At 63.8% G+C, this 14,989-nt stretch carries 13 protein-coding genes; 5 read left to right on the forward strand and 8 right to left on the reverse strand.

What is annotated here, in order from left to right; translation table 11 throughout:
- Window positions 1-61: 61 nt before the first annotated feature.
- Both AC3WLX_RS06235 and AC3WLX_RS06240 read left to right on the forward strand, forming a co-directional pair.
- Window positions 62-1,000, forward strand: coding sequence for a ring-cleaving dioxygenase (locus AC3WLX_RS06235; RefSeq protein ID WP_492335124.1), 939 nt, complete (start codon window positions 62-64; stop codon window positions 998-1,000).
- Entirely contained in the window at window positions 997-1,623 is a 627-nt protein-coding gene (locus AC3WLX_RS06240) for an alpha/beta hydrolase (protein ID WP_492335125.1), read from the forward strand. Before AC3WLX_RS06235 ends, AC3WLX_RS06240 begins: the two co-directional genes overlap by 4 nt.
- 171 nt (window positions 1,624-1,794) lie before the next feature.
- On the opposite strand, the gene AC3WLX_RS06245 is transcribed toward AC3WLX_RS06240, so the two are convergent.
- A complete protein-coding gene (locus AC3WLX_RS06245; protein ID WP_492335126.1) occupies window positions 1,795-2,766 on the reverse strand; it encodes a magnesium transporter CorA family protein in 972 nt (323 codons plus the stop codon).
- Between the two features lie 604 nt (window positions 2,767-3,370).
- Here AC3WLX_RS06245 and AC3WLX_RS06250 point away from each other — a divergent pair.
- Both AC3WLX_RS06250 and AC3WLX_RS06255 read left to right on the forward strand, forming a co-directional pair.
- Window positions 3,371-3,610 carry a hypothetical protein gene (locus AC3WLX_RS06250; protein WP_291624629.1) on the forward strand — a complete coding sequence of 80 codons (240 nt, stop codon included), beginning with the start codon at window positions 3,371-3,373 and terminating at the stop codon, window positions 3,608-3,610.
- Window positions 3,611-3,808: 198 nt separating this feature from the next.
- Window positions 3,809-5,032, forward strand: coding sequence for a hypothetical protein (locus AC3WLX_RS06255; protein ID WP_492335127.1), 1,224 nt, complete (start codon window positions 3,809-3,811; stop codon window positions 5,030-5,032).
- Between the two features lie 196 nt (window positions 5,033-5,228).
- On the opposite strand, the gene AC3WLX_RS06260 is transcribed toward AC3WLX_RS06255, so the two are convergent.
- On the reverse strand, window positions 5,229-5,813 hold the full coding sequence (locus tag AC3WLX_RS06260; protein ID WP_492335128.1) for a response regulator transcription factor: 585 nt from the start codon (window positions 5,811-5,813) through the stop codon (window positions 5,229-5,231).
- A gap of 201 nt (window positions 5,814-6,014) precedes the next feature.
- Here AC3WLX_RS06260 and AC3WLX_RS06265 point away from each other — a divergent pair, with 201 nt between their 5' ends.
- Window positions 6,015-6,965, forward strand: a complete 951-nt coding sequence (locus tag AC3WLX_RS06265) for a helix-turn-helix domain-containing protein (protein WP_492335129.1) — start codon at window positions 6,015-6,017, stop codon at window positions 6,963-6,965.
- Here the strand turns inward: AC3WLX_RS06265 and AC3WLX_RS06270 are convergent.
- The 6 genes from AC3WLX_RS06270 to mmsA form a co-directional block, all read right to left on the reverse strand.
- The gene (locus AC3WLX_RS06270; protein WP_492335130.1) at window positions 6,879-7,322 is read right to left on the reverse strand and encodes a hypothetical protein; all 444 of its coding nucleotides are present in this window, start codon (window positions 7,320-7,322) and stop codon (window positions 6,879-6,881) included. The genes AC3WLX_RS06265 and AC3WLX_RS06270 overlap by 87 nt on opposite strands.
- 23 nt (window positions 7,323-7,345) lie before the next feature.
- Complete coding sequence (locus tag AC3WLX_RS06275) at window positions 7,346-9,022, reverse strand: methyl-accepting chemotaxis protein (protein ID WP_492335131.1); 1,677 nt, start codon at window positions 9,020-9,022, stop codon at window positions 7,346-7,348.
- A 297-nt stretch (window positions 9,023-9,319) separates the two neighbouring features.
- A complete protein-coding gene (locus AC3WLX_RS06280) occupies window positions 9,320-10,963 on the reverse strand; it encodes an amidase family protein (protein WP_492335132.1) in 1,644 nt (547 codons plus the stop codon).
- Between the two features lie 202 nt (window positions 10,964-11,165).
- Window positions 11,166-12,101, reverse strand: coding sequence for a carbohydrate kinase family protein (locus AC3WLX_RS06285; protein WP_492335133.1), 936 nt, complete (start codon window positions 12,099-12,101; stop codon window positions 11,166-11,168).
- A gap of 84 nt (window positions 12,102-12,185) precedes the next feature.
- Window positions 12,186-13,376 carry a multiple monosaccharide ABC transporter permease gene (gene mmsB, locus AC3WLX_RS06290; RefSeq protein WP_492335134.1) on the reverse strand — a complete coding sequence of 397 codons (1,191 nt, stop codon included), beginning with the start codon at window positions 13,374-13,376 and terminating at the stop codon, window positions 12,186-12,188.
- A complete protein-coding gene (gene mmsA, locus AC3WLX_RS06295) occupies window positions 13,373-14,950 on the reverse strand; it encodes a multiple monosaccharide ABC transporter ATP-binding protein (RefSeq protein ID WP_492335135.1) in 1,578 nt (525 codons plus the stop codon). Before mmsA ends, mmsB begins: the two co-directional genes overlap by 4 nt.
- Between the last annotated feature and the right edge of the window lie 39 nt (window positions 14,951-14,989).

Raw genomic sequence — 14,989 nt, forward strand, 5'->3', positions numbered from 1 at the left:
TCCAAAGCAGAACAATATTTCCGACCAGAGCAAAGCGCTCCCCAATTTTTGGAGGATGACAATGTCTGGACTGCACCATGTCACCGCGATTGCCGGCGACCCGATCCGCAATTTCGGCTTCTACACCAGGGATCTCGGCCTGCGCTTCGTCAAGAAGACGGTCAATTTCGACGATCCCGGCACCTATCATTTCTATTACGGCGACGAGACCGGCCGCCCCGGCACGATCCTGACCTTCTTCCCCTGGGCCGGCGTGCCCTCGGGCCGCCGCGGCGTCGGCGAGACCCATCAGACCGCCTTCCGCGTGCCGCAGCGCTCGCTCGGCTATTGGACGCAGCGCTTCACCGAAAAGGGTATCGCGTATGAGGCGCTGGAGAAGCGCTTCGGCGAATCCGTGCTGCCGTTCACCGACCCTGACGGCATGGCGCTCGCGCTGGTCGGCGTATCAGGCGCCGAGAACGAGCCCGGCTGGAGCAATGGCGACGTGCCGGCCGAGCATGCGATCCGCGGCTTCCACGGCGTGACGCTGCTGCTCGACAGCGCGGCAAAGACGGCCGCCGTCCTCACCGACGTGTTCGGCTTCAAGGAAACCGGCCGCGAAGGCTCCGTGATCCGCTTCAAGGTATCAGGCGATGTCGAAGGCAGCGTGGTCGACATCTACGAGGCCAAGGGCTTCCTGCGGGGCCATCAAGGCGGCGGCTCGGTGCACCACATCGCCTTCCGCGCGGCTGACGATGCCGAGCAGGGCAACATGGCGCAAAAGCTCGTCAGCAATCACGGCCTGCACCCGACCGAGCAGCGCGACCGGAATTATTTCCGCTCGATCTATTTCCGCGAGCCCGGCGGCGTGCTGTTCGAGATCGCGACCGACATCCCCGGCTTTGCGGTCGACGAGCCCGTCGCGAGCCTGGGCCGCGAGTTGAAGCTGCCGGCTTTCCTCGAGCAGCATCGCAAGCAGATCGAGGGCGTGCTGCCGAACCTGGAAGAGACCGCGTCATGACCGAAACCGCCTTCATCCATCGCTTCGAGCCCGCCACCAGCGCGGGCTCCCCTCCTCTCCTGCTGTTGCATGGCACCGGCGGCGACGAGAACGACCTGCTCGGGCTCGGCAAGATGGTCTCATCAGGCTCCGCCCTGCTCTCGCCGCGCGGCCGCGTGCTCGAGCACGGTATGCCGCGCTTCTTCCGCCGCCTCGCCGAAGGCGTGTTCGACGAGGAGGACGTAGCCCGCCGCGCGCGCGAGCTGGGCCAGTTCGTCGGCGAGGCGCGGCAGCGCTACGGCATCGCCGCGCCGGTCGCGGTCGGCTTCTCCAATGGCGCCAACATCGCAGCAGCCCTCTTGCTGCTGCAGCCGGAGACGCTTGCCGGCGCGATCCTGCTGCGCGCGATGGTGCCGTTGTCGGATCCGCCGAAGGTGGCACTCGGCGGCAAGCCGGTACTGCTGCTCTCCGGCCAGGCCGATCCGATCGTCCCGGCGAGCAATTCGGCACGGCTGGCAGCGCTGTTGTCGGACGCCGGCGCAAAGGTGACCCACAAGATCCTGCCGGCGGGCCATCAATTGTCGCAAGCCGACGTGACGCTGGCCCGCGATTGGATTAGCAGCGTCGAGGCCAAAGCGGCATGATCTGACGAGCAACGGCATGTGTAGGGTGGGTTAGCCTTGGCGGCCGCGCAAAGCGCGGTCGGCAAGGCGTAACCCACCGCTGCGGTCACTGCGCCGAGACCGACGGCGGGTTACGTCTCGCGGATGCGCTTCGCGCAGCCGCGAGCCTAACCCACCCTACGAAACCGGCTATCAATCGAGCCAGCCGCGCTGCTTGAACCAGATCAGCGGCAGCACGCCGCTGGCGATGACCGCGAGCCACGCCAGCGGATAGCCGAAGGTCCAGTCCAGCTCGGGCATGTGCTTGAAGTTCATGCCCCAGATGCCGACCAGGATGGTCGGCGGCACGCCGACGACCGACACGATGGTCAGGATCTTGAACAGCTCGTTCTGCTGGATGTTGACGAAGCCGAGCACCGCATCGAGCAGCAGCTGGATCTTGTCGGACAATCGCGTCTCGTAGTCGCTGAGCGAGACGACGTCCTTCGACACCGCTTCGAGGCGCTTCTTTGACGAAGCCGTGATCCATTCGCTGCCGACGTCACCGGCAAACGAGGCGATCCGGCCCACCCCGAGCAGGACATCGCGCGCCTTGGCGAGCCGGTCGGCCAGCTCGCCGATGCTCTCCAGCGCCTCCCGCATCCTGCGGCTGGAGCGCAGCGACCGCCCGGTGCGCACCAACCCACCCTTGAAGACACTCCGCGACAGCTGATCGACCTTGACGCCGAGATGCTCCAGGACATCGGCACCCCGGTCGATCATGGCCTCGATCAGGCTGGTGAACACGCACATGCCGTTCTCGAGGCTGTCGTCGGAGCCGACCCGCTTGCCGATGTCGTCGAAGATCGGCAGCTCTGCAAAGCGCACCGTCACCAGCACGCGCGGACCGATCACGAACCCCACCGGCGTGATCTCCGCCTCGCCCGCCTCGTTGACCCGGACCGCCGGCGAGCTGAGATAGAGTGTGCCGTGCTCGAGGATCAGGCGGCTCGACGCCTCGATCTCGCTGAGCGACTCCTCGGAGGGAATGCGGATGCCGAGCTGTCGCTCGACGAACTGCTTTTCATCCTCGGTGGCGTTGAGCAGGTCGGCCCAGATGATCTGCGAGGGCATTTCGGCGATGCCGTGCCAGTCGCCGGACGGCCACCTGTAAAGTCTGAGCAAGAGCCGAACTCCGTCACCGCATCGTCATGGCGGACGGCGCATCGCCGTCATCCGCCGAGTCACGCATGGAGTAACGCATGAGAGTTCCAAACGTTCAAGGACTCTAGGTGGCAGCGGTATTCAAACCCCTCACCGATGCTTCCAGCGGAGCTCGGAGATGCGACGGAACACGGAGCAAGCTCGCAGATCGTGAAGCGTCTCCGCTGAAAACGTCACCATTCGAGATCGCCGACACTCTCTGGTGTCTCATCACCCTCTCGTCCGTACGCAGGGCCATCGCATACGACTTGTGGCGGCGGTCTGTGCGCACGCCTCGTCCTTCGAGACGGCGCCAACGCGCCTCCTCAGGATGAGGCTGATCAGCGTCAGTGCCCGTTGGAACTGCTGCCGCGCACTCGGACCTCATCCCGAGGAGCCCGCCTCCGGCGGGCGTCTCGAAGGATGGCCACAGGGGAAACTCTCAAATGGGATAGCCGTGCGCCCCTACGTGACTGTCGTCACGAAATATCATCGACCGGGCGCTCGCTGAGCGCTGATCTTTGAACGCGTCCGCTTTGCGTAGCCACCAACGGGTGCTGAACTCGAACTCCAAAAGGACGAAACCATGATTACCAAGACGCTGATCGTCGGCCTTCTTGCAGCCGGCTTTCTCTCCGCATCTTTCGCGGTTGATGCACAAGCAGACCCACGTCATTCCCAGCAGCTGAAAAGCGGCGGCACGACCCAGGGTGGTGCCCGGGCGGGCTCCATGGATAGCTGGCCGCAGACGATGGACGAACTGAACAACGCCTACAATTGTGGACCGTACGCAGACAAAGAGTCGGCCAAGAAGTGCAAGAAGTGAGCGCTTTCATTACTGCTACAGTGCTGCAGAAGGGGTCAGCTACACGCTGGCCCTTTCTTTTTGGGCAATAACTCAGTGGTTGCCACAGCTTTTCGGTAACCGGCGCTTCCGGCACGCGAAGCACAACTTCACAGATCGGCCCTTCAGATGTGGCCCGCTGGGCATAAATAGGACCATCGTCCACCGGGAGAACAGCAAGTGGGCCGAACAGCAACCTTGGTACGGATCGTAGCGACCTTCACAATCATTATGGTTGCCACTTCACTCCGGGCTCAAGCAACACCGGAAACGTCAGCGTGCGGATACCTCGCTGGCCTGATCGACAAGACATCACCATCTGGGCCACTGTTCCTGCCAAGCTATCCGACCGTCCAATCGGGGCCCCTCCATGCCGCGGCCTACCTCTACGACAATGCGGTAGCCGTCATCGCGTTGGTCGGTTGCGGCGAGCGAGACAAGGCGTATCGAATTGGCTCGGCGATTCTCTGGGCCATCGACAACGACCGCACCTGGCATGATGGCCGCCTCAGGAACGCTTACGCCGCGGGTGCTGTGGCGAACGGCCCCGTCAAACTTCCAGGATGGTGGGACAATACTCAAAACAAATGGTTGGAGGACCGATATCAGGTGGGCAGCGATGTCGGTAACTTGGCATGGGCCATGTTGGCGTTGCTGTCGCTCGATGACGTCAACACCGGCTCGCGGTTCCGCGATGGTGCAGCACGGCTTGGCGCCTGGGTCGCGCAATGGGCCGATACGCGCGGGACTGGCGGTTTCACGGGTGGTACGTTCGGGCACGAACCGACGCCGGAGGTGCGGACGTGGAAATCGACTGAACACAATACCGACCTCGCCGCCGCGTTTGGCCTTCTTGCGATCCGTACAGGCGATTCGCGCTGGCGCGAAAAAGCAAATGTTGCCGAGTACTTCGTAACTACGATGTGGAATCCGGGCTGTGCCTGTTTTGCCGCAGGGACCGCTGACGACGGTGTCACACATAATCCGATTCTGGCTCTGGATGCCCAGATCTGGCCTTTAACAGCACTTCGCGGAGCGGCCGGGAGATTCGCATCGGCGATGACGACCGCTGAACAGCGAATGAGTGTCGGCGGAGGCTTTTCTTACGGTGAAGACCGGGACGGTGTGTGGACCGAAGGGACCGGCCAATTCGCTCTCTTGATGAAATTGCTCGGCAAGACCGAGAGGGCAGACTCGATGATCGCTGTCGTCAAATCCCAGAGGTCGCCCGATGGTGGGTTCTATGCCACGACGGTCCGCGCCTTACCGACGGGGTTCGTGTTGGACACCGACCCGAGCAAGCCGCGTTACTATTTCCGATTGGCACATCTTGGCGCAGCTTCGTGGGCCGCCCTCGCGGAACGTGGGTTCAATCCCTTCACGATGACAAAGGGACTTCCCTAGCCGGGCCGCAGTGCTTCTCGTCTCGGCCATTCGGTCTGTCCGGATTTCGATCTGTCCGCAAGGGTCACAACGCGGACGGCCCCAGGGCAGTACGGCGCGTCCGCTATCGGTTAGGCACAGACCTGCGCCCGCATAGTGCACTCCAAGGCGCCGCTAACTTAAGCGGCGGCTTGAGCTTGGCCGGGATAGCGGCAAGTCACCTTCTCAGCGCAATGATCGCAAGGCGAACCAGATCGGCAGGATTTCTTGCGCCGACCTTGCGAATGATGTTGGCTCGATAGCTCTCGACGGTTCTTGGGCTCAGACAGAGTCGGGTGGCGATCTCTTTCGTCGATTGCCCGCCAATCAGCTCGGCGAGCACGTCCTGCTCGCGCAACGTCAATGGCGGGCGGCTGGGAAAATGAAAGATTGCACGCGTCGCCTTTTGGCGCGGTGCATCCAACGCAGCGGTGACGCGTGAGACAAGCTCACTGCCGCGGAATGGCTTCTCGATGAAATCCGTCGCGCCATTCTTCAAGGCCTGGACCGCGGTGGCGACATTGCTTTCCCCCGAGATCATCAGGACCGGCGCACGGCAGCCCTTGCTGCAGAGCTCACCGAGAATGTCGAGACCGGAAACCTCGGGCAACACCACGTCGAGGAGGATGCAAGCTGGAGCCTTCTTGATGGACGCCTCGACGAATGAGAGAGGATCGCTGCAGCAATCCACCTCGAAGCCGGCTCTCGACAGCACTGCCGATACTGCCTGACAAACTGCGGGCTCATCGTCCAGAACCAGCACGAGCCTCGCGGGCGCTCCGGCATCAGCCGCATCCGTAGAATTACGTCTCGCGTTGGGCATAAGCCTCGTGCCAAAGAACGAGCGGCGCGCCGCCGATCGTAGTGGGCGTTGGTCGTGGCATTCAGCCTAGCCGGAGAGACCTTCTCCTGCTCGGCCTGCTCGGCCCAATCGTTCGGCCAAGGAGGAATCGGAAAAAGAGTGATGGAGCTTGCATTCTCCACCGCCGGGGTGCACCGGCGAGACCGGTTCGCCTTCTGGCACGCAGCAACAAGCGAACGGGTCGCGGATCACGACGCTTGGTCTTCTGATCGCGAGAATTTCGCAGCCGAACTGTCGATCGGCCGTGTGGGGCCGCTTGGCCTCGTTACATCGCGCAATTCGCCGGTGCGGGCCACATGTACAACCCGGCAAGCCGCCGAGTCTGATCCCAATGTGATCCTGCTGTTTTGCTCCTTTGCGGGTCGCATTCTGCTGGAGCAGAGCGATCGGCGGGTTGCCGCAGAACCGGGCTCGCTGCTATGCGTTGATCCGCGCATCCCGCACACGGTGGACTTTCCCCAACAATCTTCCATGGCGATCCTCAAGGTTCCGCGTACGGAACTCGAGGCGAGGCTGGGCTTGAACCTGGACATTGCGGGCCGGTGCATCACGCCGATGCGACCGCAGGATCATCTTACGTTGCTGTTTGCTGCCAACCTGCCGAAGCTCAATGGCACACTCGACCGCACAAGCGAAGAAACCATCGGAACACACGCGCTTGAGCAGATCGCGCTCTCGCTCGGCGCGAGCGGAGACTCTCCTCGGGCGACGAACGGCAAAGCCCAGCTCATTTGGCGCATTCACCGGGCAATCGAGGCTCGGCTGCAAAGCACCGCGTTGTGCCCGCAGGGGATCGCCGAGCAGGTTGGTATCAGCGTCCGCCATGCCAACAAGCTCCTGGCCGAAGAGGGCAGTTCGCTGATGCGCCTCGTTCAGGCCAAGCGCCTGGCGCGATGCCGCCAGGCGCTCGAGGATCCGGGCCAGGCACATCGCCCCGTCAGTGAAATCGCCTTCGGTTGGGGCTTTTCAGACCTGACCCACTTCAGCCGCTCCTTTCGGAAGACCTACGGGATGTTGCCCAGCGACCTTCGCAGGCAGAGCCTCCGCGTCTGACGGCGCGCGTTTCGTCGTCACTGCCGCTTGCCGTGCCAGATATCGGCGAATGTCGATGAGCTCGCCCTCCAGAGTCATCAACTCGTCGATTGCGGCTTTCAACTCGCTTTGGAGCGAGCGGAAGCGGATCCGATAGCCATGCCGCTTGGCGCCGTTCAGGCTGTCGATGACTGATTCGAGACCGGCAAAGCATTCGGCGTATTTGTTGGCCTTTTGCCTGGTCTCCTCGCTCTGCGTGATGAGGTCGGCTGCGATCAGACGGTGTTGCAACAGAGGATCGCTCGGTCTCAGGGTCGTGACGTTGCTCATTTCGACACCGGATTGAAGTGGATTGAATGGATGGATGGCGTCCGGCAACAGCGGGCGCCATCCGCGATACGTCAAGCGGCACGCACCGTGCTCAGGAAGCTCTGCACCTGCGCCTTCAGCCGGTGGCTGTCAGCGGAGAGCGATTGCGCCGAAGACAGCACCTGGCTCGAGGCACCGCCCGTCTCCGTGGCACCCCGCTGCACGTCAACTATGTTGGACGAGACCTGCTGAGTTCCCTGAGAGGCCTGCTGGACATTGCGCGCGATTTCCTGCGTGGCGGCGCCCTGCTCCTCCACGGCCGCTGCGATGGTGGAGGATATCTCCGAAAGACGCTCGATCGTCCCGCTGATGTTCTTGATTGCGATAACCGACTCCTGCGTCGCAGCCTGGATGCTGGTGATCTGCTGCCCGATCTCCCCGGTTGCCCGCGCGGTCTGCTCGGCCAACGCCTTAACTTCAGAAGCAACCACGGCAAAACCCCGGCCGGCATCCCCGGCGCGCGCCGCCTCGATTGTCGCATTCAGTGCCAGCAGGTTGGTCTGCCCGGCAATTGTGTTGATGAGCTCGACCACATCGCCGATGCGGGTTGAAGCCCGCGACAGCTCGCCGACCTGGTTCATCGTGTTACGCGCCTGACCGACCGCCTCGCCGGCCATGCGCGCCGATTCCTGCACCTGCCGGCCGATTTCGTTGACCGAGGTCGACAATTCCTCGGTCGCGCTCGCCACTGATTGGACGTTGGCGGAAGCCTGTTCCGAGGCAGCGGCGACGGTCGTCGTCACCTCCTGGGCCCGGGTCGCCGAATGGGTCAGGGTATTCGCTGAGGCTTCCAATTCGGTCGACGCCGATGCCACCGCATCCACGATCTCGCCGACGGCGTGTTCGAACTCGTCCGCGAGTTTGGACATTTCCTGCTTGCGGCGCCTCGCATCGGCCTGCTCGCTGGCCTTCTGCTCCTCCTCCATCCGGCGGATGCGTAGCCCGTTTTCCTTGAACACGAGCAGCGCTTTGGCCATGTCGCCGATCTCGTCGTTGCGCGTAGTGTAGACGACGTCCGTCTCCAGCTTCCCGTCGGCAATGACCCGCATCGTGCCGTTCAAGCGCTGGAGCGGCGATGTCATGCGCACCAGGACAAAGCCTGCTGACGCGAGACCTATCAGTAACGCAAGGCCGGCGAATGCGAACGTGGCCATCTTTGCCGCAGCGTAGGTCGCTCGCGCGTCGGCGACGGCTTTGGCGGCCCCCTTCTCATTGAACTCGACGTCGGTATCGATCGCGTCCTGGGCTTCGGCAAACAGGGCGTTACTGGGCCCATTGAACCCGCTGATCGCCTTGGCCGGCTCGCTCGCCCAAATCCTCAGGGTTTGATCCTGGTCGGTCAAGTAGCGCTTCCACTTCTCCTGGAACTTGTTCCACAGCGCCTGCTCCTCCGCCGAGACGATGGTTGGTTCATAGGCCTTCACGGCACGAGCTAAACTGACCTGAAATTGAGCTAGCTGCATTTCCGCCGTGTTGCGTTCCGACGGATCACTCGTCATCAAGAGACGGCCGGCCACGACTCGGATCCGCGCTGTCCAGTATTTCACGTCGCCAAGCGCCTTGGTCGATGGCAACCAGCTCGTAGCGAGATCTTCTGCGTTCGCATTAATCGCCGCAGCGCGGGAGAGTGCCATCCACGCCTGTCCCATGATCAGGACGACGAGAAGAGAAAGGATGCTGAGAAGAGTGGTTTTGACAGTGAGGCGCATATTTGCTCCGGCAAGCAAAGGTTGACAGGTCCGGACATCGTTGTTCAGCTTGGTTGACGAAACCTAACTGGCGAGCATCGTGTAAGTACGGATCGTTGCCACGCGGCAGCAACACCAGCGATCGATCTAGCGGGGAACCGGAAAGCGGGCTTGATGGGTGAGCTCCCTCGTCGGCTTGTCAGCTCAGCGCCCGCACTCCCGCTGCGCGAGCGGAACCGCGCCGCATCAGTTCCAAAGACAGACCTCCGATTGGTTCGCGCGTGACTTCTTCCAGAACGAAGGTGCGCGGCCCTATCTTCAGAGCGCCGGCAAACCGGGCGGCGGCTTGCGCAAGTCGGAGGCCTGTTCATAAGCGTAGGCGAGACCCAGCAACTTGTGCTCGCTCCAGGCGCGGCCTGCGAAGGTGACGCCGAGCGGATAGTCGGGCGTGTCCTTGCCGTCGGCCGTCCCCGAGACGAAGCCTGCCGGCACCATGACGCTGGGATAACCTGCCTTGGCCGCGATCGACGCACCCGTGGCGCCGGGGAACAGCACCGCATCGAGCTTGTGCCGGTTCATGTAGGCATCCATGCCGCGCGTCTTGGCCGAGAGCAGGTCCATGGCGCGCGCGGATCTGTACTCGCGTTCGCTGAGATCGCCCCTGGTCATCTCCGCGGCGAGAAAGTGGTCCTGGCCGAACCGCAGCGCCCTGCCCGCATTCCTCTCGTTGAAGGCCACGATGTCGGCCATGGTCTTGACGTCCGTGTTGGCCGCCCACTCCTTCAGATACAGATTGAGGTCGTGCTTCAGCTCGTAGAGGAACACGACCGGTGGTCGTGCGACGGTGCCCTTGTGTTCGCTCAGCGGATTGCGGTTGAGCACGGCCATCGTCGTGCCCGGCCCGCCGATCCAGCCCGCTGTCGGCATGCTGGCACGCACGATGACGGCGCCGAGGTCTTCCAGCACCTGGATCGCTTCGGCCATCAGCTTGGCCGACGTTGGTGGCAACTTGCCGTAATAGCAGTCGTTCAGCGGATCTGCGGGGTCGCTCGGGACGCCGATCCGCGCGCCCTTCATCGCATCGCGCGTCAGGCCGGCGGTGTAATCGGCCGGCCGCCGCTGCTTTTGCGTGGCTGGGTCGAGCGTATCCCGCGCCGCGAGCACGTTGAGCAGCAGCGCCGCGTCGCGTACCGTTCGCGTCATCGGTCCTGCGGTATCCTGGCGGTGCGCGATCGGCACGATGCCGGCGCGGCTGATCAGCCCGACGGTCGGCTTGACCGTGACAAGGCCATTCTGGCTGGCGGGCCACAACAGCGACCCCGAAGTTTCCGTGCCAATCGAGGCCGCACACAGGCCAGCCACCACTGCGACCGCCGAGCCGGCGCTCGATCCGCCCGGCGGCACGACCGGGATACCGTGATCACCGACCAGCGCCGGCGCGTAGGGGTTCTTCACCTGTCCGCCCAGCGACGAATAGCCGGCGGGCATGTCGACCGCGAGCATGTTGGAGAACTCGGTCAGGTTCGCCTTGCCGAGGATCACCGCGCCGGCCTCGCGCAGCAGCCTGACGGTTGTGGCATCGGCCCGCGCATGCGCGCCTTCCAGCGCCAGCGAGCCCGCGGTCGTCGGCAACTCGTCGCCGGTCGCGATGTTGTCCTTCACCAGGATCGGGATGCCGGCCAGCGGCCGACTGGCCGACGGCTTGACGCCGTCGAGCCTACCCGCGATCGCGAGTGTGTCAGGATTGAGCGCGCGGACCGCGTTGAGCTTGGGCCCATCGCGGTCGTAGGCTTCAATGCGCGCGAGATAGGCTTTGACCAGCGCCGATGCCGTGACATGCCCGTTGACCAACGCATGAGCGATATCGCTCATCGAGGCACGATCGAGCTTCAAGGGGATCGGCGCCTCGGCGCCGACTGCCGCCGCGACGGTGGCGGCATCGCCGCGGGATGGCTTCTGCACGGCTATTTCGCCTGAAGGCGCGTCCCTGACCACGAGACCGCGACGATGCCATCATGCCAGTGTTTTGCCCGACGGGTCAACGTTCCGGCGCATCACATCGACCGTGAGCCCACGCGCTGCACAAGCCATTGAAACGACTACTCCCGGCTACTATGCATGGGGTTGTTTTTTCGTTTTTGTTCAGTTCGCATGTGAGGCGGCGCTATGAGCTCCAACTCACCTCGTGGCGCCAAGGCGGATCGGCGCCCGGACGGGTGCATGTGAGGCCGGCGCAATCGGCGGCGAAGGACAGCGCGCGCCGAAGCTCGTCGGCAGCGATGTGCTTCAATGCTCGCCGGGCCATACGACCCTGTTCATGCAGGGCGAACAGCAGAGCGGCCTGAAAACTGTCGCCGGCGCCGATCGTGTCGGCCACTTCGACCTTGGGCGCGGCGACCTCGATCTGCCCCACTCCTGCGTGCCAGGCCATCGCGCCGCCGCTGCCGCGCGTGATGACGACGAGGCTCGCGCCCTGCCCGAGCAGTGCGGTCGCACGCTGCCGATATGGCTCGTCCCCAAAGAGGTAGGCAAAATCGACGTCGGACATCTTGACGAGATCGGCCTCGGCGGCAAACGCGGCCATGCGCGCGAGATAGGCCGGCTTGTCCTTGACGAGGTTGGGGCGACAGTTGGGATCGAAGGAGATCGTCGACGTCGCCCGCGCATCGGTGACCAGCGCCATCGTCTCCGCCGCGCCGGGGTCGTCGACCAGCGTGGTCGAACCGACATGGACGGCCTCCACGTCCCCGAAGTCAATCGTCCCGCGCCGATAGCTCCAGTTCCGCGTCGCAGTTCCGGCGTCGTAGAAGGCGTAGTGCGACTCCCCGGCAACGACGCGAACGAAAGCGAGCGTGGTCTGGTGATCGCTCCGCGTGGCAAGACCGAGGTCGACGTTCGACGCTGCGGCGTGATCGGCGATCATCCGTCCGAACAGGTCGGTGGAGATGCCGCCGACGAAGCCGGCCTGCGCGCCCAGCCGCGCCAAGCCGATCGCAACATTGAGGCAGGAGCCGCCGACCGCCGGCATCACGGCCGCGCGCCCGTCGACGTTCCGCGTCGGCACGAAATCGATCAGCGCATCGCCGCAGGCAATCAGCATGGCAGTGAACCTCTTGCGATGGTCCGCATCGCTGCGCGCACGCGCGTTGCGCCTTTTGCCACCCCTACCGGACCGTCAATGCGGCTACCGTCGCTGATTGTAGACGTCAATACACACCGCTCCGAGCAGCACCAGCCCCTTGATCACCTGCTGATAGTCGATGCCGATGCCGAGGATGGACATGCCGTTGTTCATCACGCCCATGATCATGGCGCCGACCACGGCGCCGCCGACGCGCCCCACCCCGCCATAGGCAGAGGCGCCGCCGATGAAGCAGGCGGCGATGACGTCGAGCTCGAAGCCGAGCCCCGCTTTAGGCGTCGCGGTGTTGAGGCGGGCGGCGAAAACGAGCCCGGCGAGCGCGGCGAGCACCCCCATGTTGACGAAGGTGAGGAAGGTCAACCGCTCGGTCTTGATGCCAGACAGGCTTGCCGCTTTGGCATTGCCGCCGACCGCGTAGATCTGCCGCCCGATCACGGTGCGGCGGGTGACGAAGCCGTAGAGCGCGATCAGCGCGGTCATGATCACCAGGACGTTGGGCAGGCCGCGGTGCGAGGCAATCAGATAGGTGAAGTAGAGCACGGCGCAGGCGAGCAGGATGCTCTTGCCGAGAAAGAACGCATAAGGCTCAACCTCGATACCGTGCGATTGCTCGCGCGAGCGGCCCTTGGCGCTGGCGTAGACGAGGCCGAGCGCGAGCGCGGCGCCGATCAGCATGGAGGTCGGATGCAGCGTGCCGGCCTCGGGCAGCAGTTCAGGAATGAAGCCTGAGGACAGCTTCTGGAACGTCGCCGGGAACGGGCCGAGCGACTGGCCCTGCAACACCGCGAGCGCGAGGCCTTTGAACACCAGCATGCCGGCAAGCGTGACGATGAAGGACGGGATCTTGAAATAGGCCACCCAATAGCCCTGCGCGGCGCCGATGGCGGCACCGACCAGGAGGCAGGCGATGAAGGCGAGCGTGTAATCGACCTTGTAGGTCACCATCAGCACGGCGGCGACCGCACCAATGAAGCCTGCGACCGAGCCGACCGACAGGTCGATGTGCCCGGTGACGATGACGAGCAGCATGCCGAGCGCCATGATGACGATGTAGCTGTTCTGCAGCACCAGGTTGGTGAGGTTGAGAGGCTGCAGCAGCGTGCCGCCGGTCATGACCTGGAAGAACAGCATGATCGCGATCAGCGACATCAACATGCCGTAGTTACGCAGATTGTTCTTGATGAAGCTGCGGTGCCGGCCTTCTTCTGGCAGCGATACCGTCTTGTCGGTCATGGCTGCATTCCTCCCATCTCCGCGGCCGCGGGCGCGGCGTTCCCAATGCTTCGTTCGTTGCGCATGATGGCGCGCATGATCTTCTCCTGCGTCGCATCGCTGCCGCTGAACTCGCCAACGAAGGCGCCGTCGTTCATGACGCAGATGCGATCGCAGATGCCGAGCAACTCCGGCATTTCCGAGGAGATCACCACGACGCCGCGGCCCGCCTCCGCCAGCTCGTTGATGATACAGTAAATCTCGTACTTGGCACCGACGTCGATGCCCCGGGTCGGCTCGTCCAGGATCAGGACCTTGGGGTCCGTCATCAGCCATTTCGACAGCACCACCTTCTGTTGGTTGCCCCCGGAGAGCTGGCCGGTCTCCTGGTAGACGTCGGAGCAGCGGATGCGCATGCGGGTGCGGTAGTCGCTGGCGACCTTCAGCTCGGCGATGTCGTCGATCACGCGCCGCGGCGCGATCTGGTCGAGGCTCGCGAGCGTGATGTTCTTGCGGACATCGTCGGCAAGGATCAGCCCGAGCTGCTTGCGGTCCTCGGTGACGTAGGCAAGGCCGGCGTCGATCGCGGCCGCGACGTTCGGCAGCGTCATCTGCCTGCCCTCGAGCCGGAGACTGCCGCTGATGGCGGTGCCCCATGAGCGGCCGAACAGGCTCATCGCGAACTCGGTGCGGCCGGCTCCCATCAGGCCGGCGATGCCAACGACCTCGCCCCGCCTGACACCGAAGTTGACGTTCTTGATCACCTGGCGGTCGGGGTGAATGGGGTGATAGACCGACCAGTTCTCGACCGTGAGAACGGGCTCGCCGATCTTCGCGCTACGCTCCGGGAAGCGATGAGCAAGATCGCGGTTGACCATGCTGCGGATGATGCGGTCTTCCTGGATCGGCTCAGCATGGCAATCGATGCTGTCGACGGTCCGTCCGTCGCGCAGCACCGTGATGTGATCGGCGACCTTGGCGACCTCGTTGAGCTTGTGCGAGATCAGGATCGAGCTGATGCCCTGCTCGCGGAACGCCATCAGGCGCTCGAGCAGCGCGGCGCTGTCGGCCTCGTTGAGGCTCGCGGTCGGCTCGTCCAGGATCAGCATGCGCACCCGCTTGGAGAGCGCCTTGGCGATCTCGACCAGCTGCTGCTTGCCGACGCCGAGATCGGTGATCAGCGTATCCGGCGATTCCTTCAGGCCGACCTGGGCGAGCAGCTCCCGCGTGCGACGGTACACCTCGTCGCGGTCGATCACGCCGAACTTCGATGGCGGATGCGACAGGAAGATATTTTCCGCGATCGACATCAGCGGGATCAGCGCCAACTCCTGGTGGATGATGATGATGCCGAGAGCCTCGGAATCGTTGATGTCGCGGAAGTGCCGCTCCGCGCCATCGAAGACGATGGTGCCCTCGTAGCTGCCGTGCGGATAGACTCCGCTCAGTACCTTCATCAGCGTCGACTTGCCGGCACCATTCTCGCCGACGAGCGCGTGGATCTGCCCGGCGCGAACCGAGAAGTTGACATCACGCAGCGCCTGCACGCCGGCAAAGCTCTTGCTGACGTTGCGCATCTCCAGCATGGCGGTCATGGCATCGTGTCCTTGAACTTAGATCCATCCCTCCGCCGT

Source organism: Bradyrhizobium sp. FW305-F6, from assembly GCF_058782905.1.